The sequence below is a fragment of the Nonomuraea sp. NBC_00507 genome, assembly GCF_036013525.1.
Classification (GTDB): Bacteria; Actinomycetota; Actinomycetes; order Streptosporangiales; family Streptosporangiaceae; genus Nonomuraea.
In genome coordinates, this window is sequence record NZ_CP107853.1 from 10,431,554 (window position 1) to 10,447,785 (window position 16,232).

At 71.2% G+C, this 16,232-nt stretch carries 13 protein-coding genes; 8 read left to right on the top strand and 5 right to left on the bottom strand.

Going from position 1 to position 16,232, the window contains the following annotated elements; all coding sequences use genetic code 11:
* Positions 1–5 precede the first annotated feature (5 nt).
* The 3 genes from boxB to OHA25_RS50025 are packed head-to-tail and all read right to left on the bottom strand — an operon-like array spanning position 6 to position 3,900.
* Positions 6–1,484 carry a benzoyl-CoA 2,3-epoxidase subunit BoxB gene (gene boxB, locus OHA25_RS50015; RefSeq protein WP_327583888.1) on the bottom strand — a complete coding sequence of 493 codons (1,479 nt, stop codon included), beginning with the start codon at positions 1,482–1,484 and terminating at the stop codon, positions 6–8.
* Positions 1,485–1,507: 23 nt separating this feature from the next.
* Positions 1,508–3,046, bottom strand: a complete 1,539-nt coding sequence (gene paaZ / locus OHA25_RS50020; protein ID WP_327583889.1) for a phenylacetic acid degradation bifunctional protein PaaZ — start codon at positions 3,044–3,046, stop codon at positions 1,508–1,510.
* A complete protein-coding gene (locus OHA25_RS50025) occupies positions 3,043–3,900 on the bottom strand; it encodes a 3-hydroxyacyl-CoA dehydrogenase family protein (RefSeq protein WP_327583890.1) in 858 nt (285 codons plus the stop codon). Before OHA25_RS50025 ends, paaZ begins: the two co-directional genes overlap by 4 nt.
* 293 nt (positions 3,901–4,193) lie before the next feature.
* Between OHA25_RS50025 and OHA25_RS50030 the strand changes: the two genes are divergently transcribed.
* The 8 genes from OHA25_RS50030 to OHA25_RS50065 all read left to right on the top strand — a co-directional run bounded on the left by OHA25_RS50030 (position 4,194) and on the right by OHA25_RS50065 (position 13,072).
* Positions 4,194–5,387 (top strand): ABC transporter substrate-binding protein, encoded by a 1,194-nt coding sequence (locus OHA25_RS50030; RefSeq protein ID WP_305915943.1) that lies wholly within the window; start codon positions 4,194–4,196, stop codon positions 5,385–5,387.
* The gene (locus OHA25_RS50035; protein WP_327583891.1) at positions 5,384–6,256 is read left to right on the top strand and encodes a branched-chain amino acid ABC transporter permease; all 873 of its coding nucleotides are present in this window, start codon (positions 5,384–5,386) and stop codon (positions 6,254–6,256) included. Before OHA25_RS50030 ends, OHA25_RS50035 begins: the two co-directional genes overlap by 4 nt.
* Positions 6,253–7,251 carry a branched-chain amino acid ABC transporter permease gene (locus tag OHA25_RS50040; RefSeq protein WP_327583892.1) on the top strand — a complete coding sequence of 333 codons (999 nt, stop codon included), beginning with the start codon at positions 6,253–6,255 and terminating at the stop codon, positions 7,249–7,251. Before OHA25_RS50035 ends, OHA25_RS50040 begins: the two co-directional genes overlap by 4 nt.
* The gene (locus OHA25_RS50045) at positions 7,248–8,024 is read left to right on the top strand and encodes an ABC transporter ATP-binding protein (RefSeq protein WP_327583893.1); all 777 of its coding nucleotides are present in this window, start codon (positions 7,248–7,250) and stop codon (positions 8,022–8,024) included. The genes OHA25_RS50040 and OHA25_RS50045 overlap by 4 nt, the downstream gene beginning before the upstream one ends.
* The gene (locus tag OHA25_RS50050) at positions 8,021–8,728 is read left to right on the top strand and encodes an ABC transporter ATP-binding protein (RefSeq protein WP_327583894.1); all 708 of its coding nucleotides are present in this window, start codon (positions 8,021–8,023) and stop codon (positions 8,726–8,728) included. Before OHA25_RS50045 ends, OHA25_RS50050 begins: the two co-directional genes overlap by 4 nt.
* A gap of 31 nt (positions 8,729–8,759) precedes the next feature.
* Positions 8,760–10,454: a sigma-54-dependent Fis family transcriptional regulator gene (locus OHA25_RS50055; RefSeq protein ID WP_327583895.1), complete on the top strand. Its 1,695-nt coding sequence runs from the start codon at positions 8,760–8,762 to the stop codon at positions 10,452–10,454.
* 66 nt (positions 10,455–10,520) lie between these two features.
* Positions 10,521–11,627, top strand: a complete 1,107-nt coding sequence (locus OHA25_RS50060) for an NAD(P)-dependent alcohol dehydrogenase (protein ID WP_327583896.1) — start codon at positions 10,521–10,523, stop codon at positions 11,625–11,627.
* The gene (locus tag OHA25_RS50065; RefSeq protein WP_327583897.1) at positions 11,627–13,072 is read left to right on the top strand and encodes an aldehyde dehydrogenase; all 1,446 of its coding nucleotides are present in this window, start codon (positions 11,627–11,629) and stop codon (positions 13,070–13,072) included. The genes OHA25_RS50060 and OHA25_RS50065 overlap by 1 nt, the downstream gene beginning before the upstream one ends.
* Before the next feature lie 109 nt (positions 13,073–13,181).
* Here the strand turns inward: OHA25_RS50065 and OHA25_RS50070 are convergent, their stop codons facing one another.
* Together OHA25_RS50070 and OHA25_RS50075 are read right to left on the bottom strand one after the other, a co-directional pair.
* Positions 13,182–13,370 carry a hypothetical protein gene (locus OHA25_RS50070; RefSeq protein ID WP_327583898.1) on the bottom strand — a complete coding sequence of 63 codons (189 nt, stop codon included), beginning with the start codon at positions 13,368–13,370 and terminating at the stop codon, positions 13,182–13,184.
* A gap of 120 nt (positions 13,371–13,490) precedes the next feature.
* Positions 13,491–16,232, bottom strand: a complete 2,742-nt coding sequence (locus tag OHA25_RS50075) for a glycosyl hydrolase family 95 catalytic domain-containing protein (protein ID WP_327583899.1) — start codon at positions 16,230–16,232, stop codon at positions 13,491–13,493.

Consider the following 16,232-nt stretch of genomic DNA (forward strand, 5'->3'; position numbering starts at 1 on the left):
TCTTTCTAGAGGAGACCTTCGTCGGCCAGGTGCACGTAGTCGAATTCGACCGGCTGGTCGTTGATGCCGGTCTTCGGCGGGGCGATCCAGCCGGCGAACTTGCCGTACTCGTACTCGGGGACCATCAGGCCCGCCACCGCCTCGCGGTCGGCCGGCGTGGGCAGCCACTCGTCGGTCCTGGCCTGCCAGGCGGCCTCCTCGATGACCTCGCCCTGCGGGGTCACGTGGTGTCCTGCGTACACGCCGACCTTGCGGTTGAAGCCCTCGTGCGGCAGGTACAGCCGGTCGCTGAGCCCGGCGTCCTCCAGGGCCTGGTTCCAGCGGCGCACGCCGTTGGCGCAGTCGGCGACGTACTCGTCGCGCAGGTCGAGGTTGAGCGCGCTGAGCATCGGCACGGTCTTCGTCTTGATCTGGCCGTCCTCGACGTAACGCAGCTCGCGGGTGTCTTCCAGCAGCACGTGGTCGTCCTTGCGCCGGGTCTCCATCCACCGGCCCTTCAGGCCGGAGCTGTAGTAGTTGCCGGCGTTGGTGGACTGCTCGGAGCCGAACAGGTCCATCGACACCGAGAACTGGAAGTTGAGGTATTTCTGGATGATGTCCAGCGGGATGCCGCCGTGCGGGAGGACGTCGGCCGTGCCGTGCTCCTTCATGAGCTCGGCGGTGCGCTCCAAAATCCGCTGCACGCCGGTGGTGCCCACGAACATGTGGTGGGCCTCCTCCTTCAGCATGAACTCGCAGGTACGCGCCAGCGGGTCGAACGCCGACTCCTTCAACGTCCCGAGCTGATACTTGCCGTCCCGGTCGGTGAAGTACGTGAACATGAAGAACTGCAGCCAGTCGGTGGTCGCCTCGTTGAAGGCGCCGAGGATCCGCGGCGAGTCGAGGTCGCCCGAGTTGCGCTTGAGCAGCTGCTCGGCCTCCTCGCGCCCCTCCCTGCCGAAGTAGGCGTGCAGGAGGTAGACCATGGCCCACAGGTGGCGGCCCTCCTCCACGTTGACCTGGAAGAGGTTGCGCAGGTCGTAGATGCTGGGCGCGGTGTTGCCGAGGATGCGCTGCTGCTCGACCGAGGCGGGCTCGGTGTCGCCCTGCACGACGATCAGGCGCATCAGGTCGGCCCGGTGCTCGCCGGGCACCTCCTGCCAGGCCGGCTCGCCCTTGTGCTTGCCGAAGTTGACCTTGCGGTCGGGGTCCCGCTCGGCCAGGAAGATGCCCCAGCGGTACTCATCCATGGGGACGTGCTCGAAGTGCGCCCACCCGTCGCGGCCCACCGCCACGGCGGTGCGCAGGTAGACGTCCTTGGTCGGCAGGGCCGGGCCGAGCTGCTTCCACCAGTCGAGGAACTTCGGCTGCCAGCCTTCGAGCGCGCGCTGCAGGCGGCGGTCACCGGCCAGGTTGACGTTGTTGGGGATGCGCTCGCTGTAGTCGACCCGGCTGAGGGGGCCGGCGGGCGCGGGGGCGGCGCCGGTGCGGGAGTCGGTGCTCATCGCTGCTCTCCTGTCTGCATGTCTCAGTTGACGATCGCGTCGAGAATCTCTGGGCCGCCCTGGAGAGCGGTGCGCTGCAGGTGGGCGTGCACGGCACGCAGGCCGCCCTCCTCCTCGCCGCCGCCGGCGCGGCCGGGTCCGCCGTGGACGAGCTGCGGCATGGGCGTGCCGTGCCCGGTGGACTCTCCCGCGCTGTCGCGGTCGAGCACGAGAAGGCGGCCGTGGCAGGCGGCCGCGCCGAGCACGACCTGCCGGACGAAGTCCCGGTCGTGGGAGACGACGGACCCGGCCAGCGAGCCGTCGCCCCGGGCGATCAGCTCCGCCAGCTGCGCGGTGTCGTGGTAACGCATGAGCGTGCTCACGGGGCCGAACGCCTCCACCTCATGGGGCTCGGGGCGGTCCACGTCGTCGGCACGCAGCAGCAGCGGCGACAGGAAGGCGCCGCGTTCGGCGTCGGCGCCGACGACCTCGACCTTGTGCGGGTCACCGTACACAAGGGAGCCGGCCTCGGAGAGGCGGGCGACGGCGGCGCGGACGTCGTCGCGCTGCGCGAGACCGACGAGCGCCCCCATCGTCACGCCCGCCGCGCCCGGCGCGCCCGCGACCACGCGCGCGAGCCGTGCCTCGACCGCCTCGGACACCGGGTCGATGAGGTGCGCGGGCACGAACGCGCGCCGGATGGCGGTGCACTTCTGCCCGGCTTTGACCGTCATCTCGGTGACGAGCGCGTCGGCGAACAGGTCGAACTCCGGCTGCCCGGGCACGGCGTCCGGGCCGAGGACCGAGCAGTTGAGCGAGTCGGCCTCGGCGTTGAAGCGGGCCGAGCGGCGCGTGACGGCGGGGTCGGCCCGCAGCCGGGCGGCCGTGGCCGCGGACCCGGTGAACCCGATGTGGTCCTGCCCGCCCAGCAGCTCGAGCAGGCCGGGGATGCCTCCGGCGACGAGCTGGATCGCCCCCGGCGGCAGCGCGTCGGCGATGATGCGCACGGCGTGCGCGGCGATGTACACGGTCGGGGTGGCGGGCTTGACGATCGTCGGCAGCCCGGCGAGCAACGCGGGGGCGAGCTTCTCCAGCATGCCCCAGACCGGGAAGTTGAACGCGTTGATCTGCAGGGAGATCCCGCGGGGCGTGGTGAGGACGTGCCGGCCCGCGAACGTGCCGCCCTTGCCGAGCGGGATCAGGTCGTCCTCGACGATGAGGGTGTGGTCGGGCAGGCCCTTGCGGGCGAGGCTCGCGTAGACGAGGGCCGTGCCGATGCCGCCGTCCACGTCGACCGCGGCGTCCCTTCGAGTGGCGCCGGCCCGCGCCGACAGGTCGTACAGCTCCTGCTTGCGCTCCTGCAGTGCCAGGGCGGCGGCCTTGAGCGCGGCGGCCCGCTGCGGGAAGGTCAGCTCGCCGAGTGCGGCCAGGCCGGTGCGGCGCGCGTACGTCACCGCGGCGGCCAGGTCGAGCCCGTCGCTGGTGACCCGGGTGACGAGCTCGCCGGTGACCGCGTCGGCGACGGGCGTCCCTTCGCCGGCGCCGGTGCGCCAGGCGCCTTCGAGATAGCTCGGCAACGTCATGCGTCACTCCAGTCGTAGAAGCCCTTGCCGGTCTTGCGTCCGAGATGGCCCTGTTCGACGAGCCGGACGAGCAGGTCCGGCGGGGAGAAGCGGGGGCCCAGCTCGCGTTCGAGATAGCGGGCGATGCCCAGCCGCACGTCCAGGCCGATGAGGTCGGTCAGGCGCAGGGGTCCTGTCGGGTGGCCGTAGCCGAGCGTCATCGCGGCGTCGATGTCCTCGGCCGTGGCGACGCCGGACTCGACCATGCGGATCGCCTCCAGGCCGAGGATGACCCCGAGCCTGCTGCTGGCGAAGCCGGGCGAGTCGCGGACGACCACGGCGGTCTTGCCGATCTCCTCCACCCAGGCCGTGGCACGCTCCCGCAGGGCGGGTTCGGTGGCGGAGGCGATCACCACTTCGACGAGCTTGCTCGCCGGGACGGGGTTGAAGAAGTGCAGCCCGAGGAAACGTCCTGGCCGGGCGAGCGCCTCGGCGAGGGTGTCGAGCGAGATGCTGCTGGTGTTGGAGGCGATGACCGCCTCCGGCTCGACGGCGTCCTCGACGGCGCGGAGTGTGACGAGCTTCAGGTCGAGGTCCTCGGGCACCGCCTCGATCACCAGCCCGCATCCGGCCAGGCCGGCGGCGCCGGTGACCGGGTGCAGGCGGGTCATCGGCTCGTCGGCGTCCTTGATCAGGCCACGCTCGGCGCTGCCCCGGACGGCGCGGGCCACCCGGGCGCGGGCGGCGGCCGCGGCCTCCCCGTCGCGCTCCACCAGCGTGATCTCACAACCGGCCAGCAGAAGGGCGTGGGCGATGCCGGCGCCCATGCGCCCGCCGCCCACCACGCCGCATCGGTCCGGCAACGTACGGGTCATCGCAATCCTCCGCTCACATCCCAAACTTGCCACACTTTCATCGCGTTGCGAAAGGCTTATGTAGCAGATTGTGTTACCGCAACGCCGCGTCACACCAGCGTGACCTGCATCGACACACTAGATCCGACCTGGCTGGGAGCCGAATGGACCCGCCGACACGATCCACACCTGACGCCCCGCAGCTCAACGAGGTATCGATTTGTTACAGACTCTTGACGCCACAACACTCATCTGTGGATTCTGTGCGCACTGTGTCAGCGCAATGACGCCGACGTCACCCCCGGGAGTCGCACATGGGTGTTCTCTCTACTGTTCTCCACACGCTACGACCCGGCACCGCCGTCGTCCTGCTCGCGCTGTCGGGTTGTGCGGGTTCGAGCCTGACCCAGTCCGGCGGCGAGTCGACCGCGGGCTCCGTGAAGATAGGTCTGCTGGTGCCGCTGTCGGGGGTCTACGCCCCACTCGGCGAGGACATGCGCAATGGATTCCAGTTCTACCTGGACCAGCACAGCGGCAAGCTGGGCGGGCGCACGGTCGAGGTCGTGTCCGCCGATGAGGGCGAAGGGCCGCAGACCGGCGTGCCCGCCGCCCAGAAGCTGGTGACCCAGGATCAGGCGACCGCGGTCGTCGGAGTCGTCAACTCCGCCACCGCGCTCGGCCTGCGGGACTTCTTCCATGAGTCCAAGAAGCTGCTGCTGATCGCCAACGCCGGCGCCGACGCCATCACCGGTGCCCAGAAATCCGACTATGTCTGGCGTACCAGCTTCTCCAACGGCAAGGTCGCGGCCGCGCTCGGCCCCGAGGTGGCCAAGGAGACCGACGGCGGCGTCTACCTCATCGCCGCCGACTACGCCGCGGGCAAGGAGATGGTCGCGGGCTTCCGCAAGACGTTCGAGGCGGCCGGTGGCAAGGTCGCCGGCGAGAAGTACACGCCGTTCGGCAAGACCCAGGACTTCCAGCCGTTCCTGTCGGCGATCCGCGGCTCCGGCGCCAAGGCCGTCTACAGCTTCTACGCGGGCGCCGAGGCGGTCAACTTCGTCAAGCAGTACCGGCAGTTCGGGCTGGCCGACAAGACGCCGCTGTACGCCACGGGCTTCCTCACCGAGGGCGGCGTGCTGGACGCGCAGGGCGAGGCGGCGGTCGGCGTGAAGACCTCCCTGCACTACTCCACTGAGCTGGACAGTCCACGCAACAAGGAGTTCGTTGCCGCCTACCGCAAGGCCTACAACGAGGCGCCCACGGTGTACGCGGTGCAGGCCTACGACTCCGCGGCCGTGCTCGACAAGGCTCTCGCGAACGCGCCGAGCGGGAGCGGTGACGAGCTGGTCAAGGCGCTGGGCGCGGTCGGTCCCGTCGACAGCCCGCGCGGCCAGTGGAGCTTCGACGCCAACCACGACCCCCAGCAGGCGTACTACCTGCGCGAGGTCAAGTCCAGCGGCGGCGCCGTCGTCAACGCGGTCGTCGGCCCGCTCAGCGGGACGCCATGACCGGCCACCTGGTCAGCGTGCTCAACGGGCTGGCGATGGGCTCGCTGCTGTTCGCCATCGCGCTGGGATTGTCCCTGGTGTTCGGCATGATGGACGTGCTCAATCTCGCGCACGGCGCGGTCTACCTGGTCGGCGCCTACGTCGCGGTGGCGCTGGTCGCCGACGGCGCCGGCCTGGCGGCCTTCGTCCTGGCGGTGCTGCTCGCCGCCGTGCTGGGGGCCCTGCTGGGTGGCGTGCTCGCGGGCCTGACCCGGGCCACGCCGCACCATCTCGACCAGGCGCTGCTCACGCTTGGCGTCTCCCTCGTGGTCGCCGAGCTGCTGTCGATCTTCTTCGGCAACGACGTGCACTCCATCGCCGCGCCGGCCCCGGTCGCGGGGAGCGTCGTCGTGTTCGGCGAGACCTACCCGGTCTACCGGCTGCTGGTGATCGGGTTCGGGGTGGTGCTGGCGGTCGCGGTCTACGTCCTGGTCGAGCGGAGCGTGCTCGGCTCGGTGATCCGCGCGACCGTCGCCGACCGCGGCATGGTGTCGGCGCTGGGCATCAACACCGGACGCGTGCTGGTGGGGGTGTTCGCGGCGGGCGCCGGGCTGGCGGCGGTCGGCGGGGTGCTGGCCGGGCCGATCCTGGGCGCCCAGCCTGGCCTGGACGAGAAGGTGCTGCTGCTGGCGCTGGTCGTGGTGGTCATCGGCGGTCTCGGCTCGGTCCGGGGTGCGCTGCTCGGCGCCGTCCTGATCGGGCAGGTGCAGGCGCTCGGCACCTCGCTGCTGCCGGAGTACGCGTCCTTCCTGATCTTCGCCGCGATGGGTCTGGTGCTCCTGCTGCGCCCGGCCGGTCTGCTGCCCGCGGGCGGGGCGGTGCGCGCGTGAAGGTCACCACCACCATGGAACGGACGGAGACCGTGACTCCCGAGGTGACCCGCTCCTCGCCGCGCAAGGTCGTGATCGTCGCCGCCGTGCTCGCGGTGCTGGTGGCGGCGCCGGTGGTGCTGGGGGCGTACCCGGTGACCACGATGACGCGCATGCTGGCCTTCGCGGTGCTGGTGCTCAGCGTCGACCTGCTCACCGGGGTCGCCGGCCTGCCCACACTCGGGCAGGCCGCCTACTTCGGCGCCGGCGCCTACACGGCCGTGCTCATCGGCCTCCACATCACCTCGGACGCGATGGTGCAGGTGGTCGCCGGGCTCGCGGCCGGGTTGATCGCCGCGGCCGCCACCGGATGGGTCGCCGTGCGTGCCCGGGGCATCGTCTTCCTCATGCTGACGCTGGCCATCGGCGAGTCGGTGCATCAAGTGGCCGACACCTGGTCGGCCGTGGGCGGCAGCAACGGCCTGGCGGGGATGCCGCCGATCAGCCTGTTCGGCGCTCCGCTGCTGGCCAGCGGGTTCGTCTACTGGTGGGTGCTGGCGGTGGCCATCGTCCTCATCGCGGCGGTCGCGCTGGTCGTCCGGTCCCCGTACGGCAGGACGCTACGCGGCGTACGCGACAACGAGGCCCGGATGCGGGCGCTCGGCTACCGCCCAGCGCTCGCCAGGTATGGCGTGTTCTGCCTGGCGGGGGCCGTCGCGGGAGCCGGTGGCGCGTTGTGGGTGGCGCAGGCGCGGTTCGTCTCGCCCGGGGACCTGGGTTTCGAGGTCGCGGCGCTCGCCCTGCTCAGCGTCGTCATCGGCGGGTCGGGCAGCCTGTGGGGACCGTGCCTGGGCGCGGCCCTTGTGCTGCTGGTGCGCGACAACCTGTCGGCCTCCATCGACGGGCACGGCCCGCTGCTGCTGGGGCTGCTGTTCGTCGCGGTCGTCTTCGTCATGCCGCGCGGGCTGGCCGGCGTCCGCCGGAGAAAAGGCCGCGGAAAGGAGCGCTCGTCATGACGCCTCTCCTGGAGCTGCGGGGGCTCACCCGCGCCTACGGCTCGCTCACCGCCGTGGACCACGTCGACCTGGCGGTGTCGCCGGGCGAACGGCACGCCCTCATCGGGCCGAACGGCGCCGGCAAGTCGACGTTGTTCGCGACCGTGGCGGGCACGTTGCCGGCCACCGGCGGAAGCGTGATGTTCGCCGGCCAGGACGTCACGGCCCTGCCCGAGTCCGAGCGGGCCCGGCGCGGGCTGCTGCGCACCTATCAGCATTCCAGCCTCTTCCTGGACTGCTCGGTGCTGGACAACGTCGCGCTCGCCGTCCAGCGCGTTCACCGGGTGGCGTACCGGTTCGACCGGGCCGCACGGCGTTTCCGGCGCACCGAAGCCGAAGCCCGCCGCCACCTGGAATCGGTGGGGCTGGCCGGGCGGGCCGACGACCGGGCCGCCGACCTGTCCCACGGCGAACGCCGGCAGCTCGAAGTGGCGATGGTGCTCGCGGCGCAGCCGGCTCTCGTCATGTTCGACGAACCCACCGCGGGGATGTCCGCCGCCGAGACCGAGCGCTTCGCGGCGCTGGTGGAGCGACTGCCGGACGAGCTGACCCTGCTCATCGTCGAACACGACCTCGACGTGGTGTTCCGCCTGGCCGATCGCATCACCGTTCTGCACCTGGGACGCGTCCTGGCCACCGGGACCCCGCAGGAGATCCAGGCCGACGACGAGGTGCGACGCGCCTATCTCGGCTCCGCCAGAACCGACGAGCTCTTCCCGGGAGGTCTCCGATGACGGACCTGCTGACCGTACGCGACCTGCGCGCCGGCTACGCGGGCAGCACGGTGCTCGACGGCGTCGACCTCACCGTGCCCGCCGGCGGCGTCGTGGCCATGCTGGGTCGCAACGGTGCGGGCAAGAGCACCTTCGTCCACACCGTCATGGGCATGCTCAAGCCGTACTCCGGCAGCAGCATCCGCCTCGGTGACCGGGAGCTCGCTGGGGCGGCCGCGCACGTGGTCGCCCGCAGCGGCGTGGCGATCGTCCCCCAGGGCCGCCGCGTGTTCGCGCCGCTCACCGTGGCGGAGAACCTGCGCATCGCGTCCGGGCGCGGGCAGGACGGCTGGACACCGGAGCGGATCTACGAGCTGATGCCGCGGCTCGCCGAGCGCCGCGGCAACCGCGGCGACCAGCTGTCCGGCGGCGAGCAGCAGATGCTGGCCATCGGCCGCGCGCTGCTGCGCAACCCGCGCCTGCTGCTGCTCGACGAGCCGTCCGACGGCCTCGCGCCCGCGGTCGTCGACCAGGTCGCCGAGCTGCTGGAGGGGCTACGCGGCGAGGGCATCGCGGCCGTGCTCGTCGAGCAGGACCTGCACCTGGCCTTCCGCCTGGCGGACGAGGTGGCGGTCATGCAGAAGGGGCGCATCGTGCACCGGAGTTCCACCGCGGACTTCCGGGCGGATCGCGCCCGCGCCCACGCCCTCCTCGGCGTCGGCTGACCACGTCCACCCGGCCCTATCGGAGGTCGCCGTGCGTACCAGCGACATCGCACCGAGCCTGCGTCCCGAGATCGCGCTGTCATGGCGACGGTGCCGGATGAGCGGCCTCGAGCCCGAGGCGCCCGATCTGCGCATCGAGCCCGACGAGGTCGATCCGCGCAGCCGCCTCGTCGCCGCCGCCCAGCCGGTCCTGGAGCAGCTCGCCGAGCAGCTCGGCGACACCGACTACTGCGTGATCCTCGCCGACCGGGAGTCGCGGCTGGTGGACGTGCCCCTCGGGGCGCGTACGCTCCGCAGCCGGCTGGAGGCGCTGGGCGTGGTGGCCGGCGGGGTCTTCATGGAGGAGACCACCGGGACCAACTCGATCGCCACGGTGTACGAGCTGCGCCACGGCCTCGCGGTGCACGGCGAGGAGCACTACCTGGAACCGTTCAAACGGTTCAGCTGCTACGGCCACCCGATCAGGCACCCGGCGACGCGCCGGCTGGAGGGCGTGCTCGACATCACCTGCCTGGCCGAGAACGACTCCCCGCTGCTGGGCCCGTTCCTCGCCCGGGCCGTGAGCGACATCGAGGAGCGGCTGCTGCTCAGCGCGCGCCGGGCCGAGCAGCACATGCTCGCCGCCTTCCAGGCGGCCGCGGCCGGGCGCAACCGGCCGGTGCTGGTGCTCGGCGAGGGCGTGGTGCTGGCGAACCCCGCGGCGGTCGAACTCCTCGACCCGATCGACCACCTGCGGCTCCGCGAGCTGGCGGCCGACCTCGGGCGCCACCACCGGCACGAGGAGCGCGCGATCGAGCTGTCGTCGGGGCGTCACCTGCACGTCCGTCTCAAGGCCATCGCCGCCACCGCGGACGGGACCTTGTTCGAGTTCACCGACCCCGGCGAGGCCCGGCCGGTCATCGGCGGCGGCACGCGGCCTTCCGCCGCACCGGCGCGCGCCTGGGTCTCCACGGGCGCCGTGGCCTCCACAAGCGCCTCGAGCGCCTCGGTCTACATCGGCGGGGAGCCGGGGACCGGACGGACGACCACGGCGAGGTCGCTGGCCGGGGAGACCGGGTTCGTCACGCTCGACGCCTCGGAGGCGGCCGTCCAGGGCGAGGCCGCGTGGCTGGCCGCCCTGGAGCAGGCCTGTGCCTCCGGCCTGCTGCTCGTGGAAGACGCGCACGTGCTGCCCGGTGCGTGCGCGGTCCGGCTGCGGCGGCTCATCGAGCGAGCCCCCAGCGGCCAAGCAGCGGGGCGGATCCTCCTGACCGGGGCCCCGATCGCCGAGCTCGCCGGGGACGCCGCGGCGCTCGCGGCCGGGTGCGCCTCCCGGGTCGAGCTGCCGGCCCTGCGCGACCGTCCCCATGACCTGCCGGGGCTGGTGCGGGCCATGCTCGACGACCTCGGTGTGGGTGACCGGGTGCGGTTCACGCCCGCGGCGCTCGCGGCCCTGGCCGCGCACCCGTGGCCGGGCAACCTGCGTGAGCTGCGCGCGGTGATCGGCGCGGTCGTGGCACATCGCTCGGCCGGTGACGTGACACCGCGCGACCTGCCCGAGAGTTACCAGGTCAGCCCGCGGCGGGGACGGATGACGCCGTTGGAGCGGGCCGAGCACGACGCCATCGCCGCCGCCCTGCGCGAGTACGACGGCAACAAACTGCGTGCCGCGCAGCGGCTCGGCATCAGCCGGACGACGCTCTACAGCCGGATGCGCGCCCTGCAGATCACCGTGTCCAATAGTTGAACAGTGCACCGGGCGCGCGCCGCCATATGTTGCCGGTGAGAAACCCACCGGCAAAGGAGTCGTAACGTGCGCATCACCGCGGCACTGACCGAGACCAAAGGCGCTCCCTTCGCCCTCACCCCCCTCGAACTGGACGACCCGCGGCCGGGCGAGGTCGTCGTGCGGATGGTGAGCTCCGGCGTCTGCCACACCGACCTGATCGTCCGCGACCAGTGGTACCCGGTGCCCCTGCCCGCCGTGCTCGGCCACGAGGGCGCGGGTGTCGTGGAGGCCGTCGGCGACGGCGTCACCTACGTCGCCCCTGGCGACCACGTCGTGCTCACGTTCAACTCCTGCGGCTCCTGCCGCATGTGCGACCAGGGCCGTCCGGCGTACTGCGACCAGTTCTTCGCCTTCAACTTCGCGGGCTCGCGCGGCGACGGCAGCACGACGCTCCACCGGGACTCCGGCGACGTGCACGGCGTCTTCTTCGGCCAGTCGGCGTTCGCCACCTACGCCCTGGCCACCGAGCGGAACGTCGTGAAGGTGGACCGGGACGCGCCGCTGGAGCTGCTCGGCCCGCTCGGCTGCGGCATCCAGACCGGCGCCGGCGGTGTGCTCAACTCGCTCAAGCCGCCTGCGGGCAGCAGCATCGCGGTCTTCGGCGCGGGCTCGGTCGGCATCAGCGCCGTCATGGCCGCCGCCGTCGCGGGCTGCACCACCATCGTCGCCATCGACCTGAACGACCAGCGACTGGAGCTGGCCGAGCAGGTGGGCGCCACGCACATCATCAACGCGGCCGCGGGCGACACGGTGGAGCGGCTCCGCGGCCTCACCGGCGGCCTCGGCGTGGACTACACGGTGGAGACCACCGCGGTGCCCGCCGTGCTCCGGCAGGCGGCCGACGCGCTCAACCAGGGCGGCACCTGCGGCCTCATCGGCGCCGCCGCGCTCGGCACCGAAGTCTCGCTCGACATGTCCTCGCTGCTGTTCGGCCGCAGCGTACGCGGCATCGTCGAGGGCGACAGCGTGCCGCGCCAGTTCATCCCCAAGCTCGTCGACCTGTACCGGCAGGGCCGGTTCCCGTTCGACAAGCTGATCAAGACGTACGCCTTCGAGGACATCAACCAGGCAGTCGAGGACTCCGAGAAGGGCACCACCCTCAAGCCCGTCCTGACCTTTGGAGCGCACTGATGAACCTCCGCTACGACACCTTCTTCATCGGCGGCACCTGGGTCAGCCCCGCCACGGACCGAGTGATCACCCCGGTCAACGCCAGCACCGAGGAGCCGCTCGGCCAGGTCCCCGAGGGCGTCGAGGCCGACATCGACGCGGCCGTCGCCGCCGCCCGGCGGGCCTTCGACGACCCGTCCGGCTGGGCGAGCTGGGAGCCCGCCCGGCGCGCCGACGTCATGGACCGCCTGGCCGACGCCATCGACCGGCGGGCCGACGGCTTTGTGGAGCGGGTCAGCGCCCAGAACGGCATGCCGGTCGCCGTGGCCCGCCAGCTGGAGACCGGCTACCCCAGCGCCGTGCTGCGGTACTACGCCGGACTGGCCCGCGCGGCCGAGTTCACCGAGACCCGGGACGGACTGTTCGGCGGCTCGATCCAAGTGCGGCGGGTGCCGGTCGGCGTCGTGGCGGCCATCGTGCCGTGGAACTTCCCGCAGGCGCTGACCATGTTCAAGATCGCGCCGGCGATGGCGACCGGGTGCACCCTCGTCATCAAGCCGTCGCCGGAGACCGTACTGGACGCCTACCTGCTGGCCGAGGCCATGGAGGAGGCCGGCGTCCCCGCCGGGGTCGTCAACATCGTCCCCGGCGGACGCGAGGTCGGAGCCTATCTGGTCGCCCACCCGGACGTGGACAAGGTGGCCTTCACCGGCTCCACCGCGGCCGGCCGGATGATCGCCGAGACCTGCGGGCGGCTGCTGCGCCCGGTCACTCTGGAGCTCGGCGGCAAGTCCGCGGCGATCGTGCTCGACGACGCGGACCTGGACCTGGCCAAGATCGGCGAAGGGCTGTTCGGGTCCACGCTGCTCAACAACGGCCAGACGTGCTTCCTCGGCACGCGGGTCCTGGCCCCGCGCAGCCGGTACACCGAGGTCGTCGACGCCTTCACGGCCCTGGCCGGCTCCCTGACCGTGGGCGACGCCGGTGACCCCGCGACCCAGATCGGGCCGATGGCCACCGCCCGGCAGCGCGACCGGGTCGAGTCGTACATCGCCAAGGGACGTGGCGAAGGGGCCCGGATCACGGTCGGCGGCGGGCGTCCGGCCGGACTGGACCGCGGCTGGTTCGTGCAGCCGACCGTCTTCGCCGACGTCGACAACGGCTCCGTCATCGCCCAGGAGGAGATCTTCGGCCCCGTCCTGTCCCTCATCCCGTACGACGACGTCGACCACGCCGTCCGCATCGCCAACGACTCCGACTTCGGGCTCGGGGGCACGGTGTGGACCAGCGACCCCGAACGCGGCGCCGCCGTCGCCCACCGGGTCCGTACCGGCACCATCGGGGTCAACCGCTACATCCCCGACCCCGCCGCCCCCTTCGGCGGCGTCAAGGCCAGCGGCCTCGGCCGCGAGCTGGGCCCGGAGGGACTGGCCGGCTACCAGCAGATCCAGACCGTGTACGTGTAACCCCTGCCCACGCCGCCCGCCTGATCGCCGGCGGGCGGCCACGTCGGGAGTCGAGATCAGTGGGCGGACCGGAGACAGAACTCAGGCCGGCACCTAACCGATGGGCGAGTCACGTGCCCGTCCAAGCCGGCGTCATCCAGCAACTAGCCGGCCAGGTCCGCGACTCGTCCTCGGCAGCCTGATCGACAAAACGCGAGAACCCCTGGGGACCGGTCCGGCTCTCGATCTCCTCGGCGAGCGAGCGGCGAAGGGTCACCGACTTCTTGATCGTCGGATCTGTGGGCGGTGTCAAGGCCATGGCCTCATTGTGCTACTTGAAGTCGCATAAATGAGGCCATGGATCATCACCAGGTCCCGCAGATGAGCGGTCGCCGTAGCCCCAGCCAAGCCGAACGGTTGGCAGGGCGTGCGTGCCTCGTTAGCGCGCGGACACCTTGTAAGTACGGCCCGGGCTGGTGGGGAAGGAGAAGGTCGTTTCGCCGGTGTCGGCGTCCCGGCCGAAGGTGAGGGGCACGGGACGGTGGGTGGACCGGTCGATCACGACCGGCCGCCCCGTACGCCACGGGCTGGCGAGCGTGGCCGTGCCGCCCTTCTCGCTGGTCACCTCGATCTCCGAGACCTCCTTACCTGCCTTGCGCTCGGCGGACACCAGGAAGGCGCCCTTCGCGCGCAGCCGGACGAACTTGCCGTCCCGCCCGGCCGGCCAGGCCGGGAAGACCCGGATGACGTCCTCGAACGTCTGCAGGAACATCGAGTTCACCGTCTCCAGCGACCCCGACGTCTCCTGCGCGCCGCCCGACTGGGACACGGTCAGGTTCGGCCGCCACAGCCGGTTGATCACCGTCGTGAACTTGCCGATGAGGTCCTCGGGATCCCACCCGGCTCGGGCCGCGATGGTGAACGTCTTCGGGAAGCCGTTGATGGACGAGCCGCGCGAGCCCGGCAGGAACGGGTCCACCCACTGCAGGGTGTTACGGACCATTCGCAGCTGCTCGGGGTTGCCGCCGATGGCCAGGTTGTCGCTCGGGTGGACGACACCTTCCAGGTTGATCGGCTGGTCGTTCTTGTTGAGCAGCGCGTTGCCCTTGATCGGGTTCTCGATCTTCGAGGCGAGGAGGATGACGTCCAGTCCATCCATGGTCGCGGTCGGGTACGGGGCCAGGTCGTCGAGGTAGCTCTGCCAGACCGGCCGCAGCTCAGCGTCCACGCCGAGCACCTCGCTGTACTCGATGAGCGCGGTCAGCGTGCGCCGGATGTAGCCGAGGTCGTAGACCGAGTCGACGTCGTCGCCGCCTTCGTTCACGGCGCTGTGGTAGACGTGGTACTTGCCGTCCTCGCCCTTGACCACGTAGTCCATCCAGAACTCGCCCAGCTCCTTCAGGAACGGGTAGGCCGTGGTGCGCAGGAACGCCTCGTCCCGGGTGTACTCCCAGTTCCACATGAAGGGGATCGCGACGAAGGTGCCGTTCGTCTTCTGGTCCGCGAGCTTGCCCGGCGACTTGGGACCGGTCACCGGGACCTCGGCGGGGGCGGGCCGGGTCTGGTTGTACGGGTAGACGGTGCGGCTGAAGGTCAGGCCCTTGTACCCGGCGGCGTGGGTGGTGTTGCGCTGGTACGGGATCTCGGCCGTCATCGTCTTGTAGTACGGCGCGGCCAGCTCGGGCCGGTTCGACGAGTAGACACCGTAGAACTGGGCCTGGGTGTTGTAGTTCAGCCAGTAGCGGTTGGCTCCGCCGGTCTGGTCCATGGTGCGCCACGGCGAATAGGTGCCGGGCAGGAAGTAGCCCTCGCGACTGGCCGCGCCCATCGCGTACAGGGCGCCGTAGTAGAACTTGTTCAGGGTCGTGTCGCCGGTGTCGACGTACGACTTCAGCCAGAACTTCTTCCACCAGTCGCGGTGGGCGGACTTGGCGCTGTCGAGGTCGCGGTCGCCGACATCGCCCGCCCGGTCCACCGCCTTGGTGACGAAGTCGGCCAGCGGCGTGGGGTTGGCGTAGCCGCCGTTGCCGTGGAGTGAGGTGACGAGCCGCACGGGCCGGCCGGGGGCCAGGTGGAAGGCGAGGCGGGCGAGGTTGCTCGACGGAGTGCTCGCGGTGACCGGGGTGCGCGAGCCGACGATCTTGGCTGATGCGGCCGCCTTGGAGGCCCAGCCGCTCGCGCCGTCCGCCCCGGTCGTGCGGGTGATCCACACCTGCCCGTCACCGGCGACGCCCGTCGTCCCGGCCGGCACGGTCAGATCGATCTGGAGCGGCAGCGGCTGCGCGTCGTCTTCGGGCAGCGACACCTCGGTGACCAGCAGGTTCTCACCGTCGGCGATCCAGGTGCGGGTGTTCAGCACCTGGCCGTCGACCGTCTGCGAACCCTGCACTTCCGCGTTGAGGATGTCCTGCCGCTGGCGGTAGTTCGGATCGTTGCCGAGCGCGCCCGTGACGACGTTCATCTGGCCGTTGAACAGCTGCAGGTCGCGGATGAAGGCCTTCTGGTTCGGGTCGGCGGGATCGCGCACCGCACCGGTGATCAGCAGGCGCACGTGGCGGGCGGTGAAGGGGGGCGCGGTCCGCTCGGTCAGCTCGGCCGTGTTGCCCGTGACGGCGTCCACGTCGGTCCAGGTGGTTCCGTCGTCGCTCTTCTGCAGGGTGAAGTGCTGGGTGTTGAGCCGCTGGAAGGCGTCGGCTCTGCCCTGGTAACCGTTGTGCCTGACCACCCAGCGGTCGATCGTCTTCGTCTCGCCCAGGTCGACGGTGACCCACTGCGGGTCGGACGCGCTCGCGTTGGTCTGCGACACCCAGCGGGTCTCGGGGTCGCCGTCGATCACGCAGGCGGCGCCGCACTCCAGAGTGTCCTTGGCGGAAGCGGTGGCGGGGGTGTGCGCGGGGCCGATGGAGATCTTGCCGAAGGGCATCTGCCCGTTGCTGCTGTGCCAGAAGTCGGACTTGGACAGGTAGTACGTCTGCCGCTGGTCGCGGGCGTCAGAGGCGACATGTAGGTCGCCGTTGCCGAGAAGCAGGCCGGAGGTGTAGCGGACGGTCTGCACGGTGTTGATCGCGGGCGGGGTGGTGTAGGCGTCGTCGATGGAGGAAAGGATCTTGCGGATGTCCTGCCACTCCGACAAGTCCGCCTGGGCGGGTGCCGGGGTGATGCCGACCATGGTGGTGGTCAT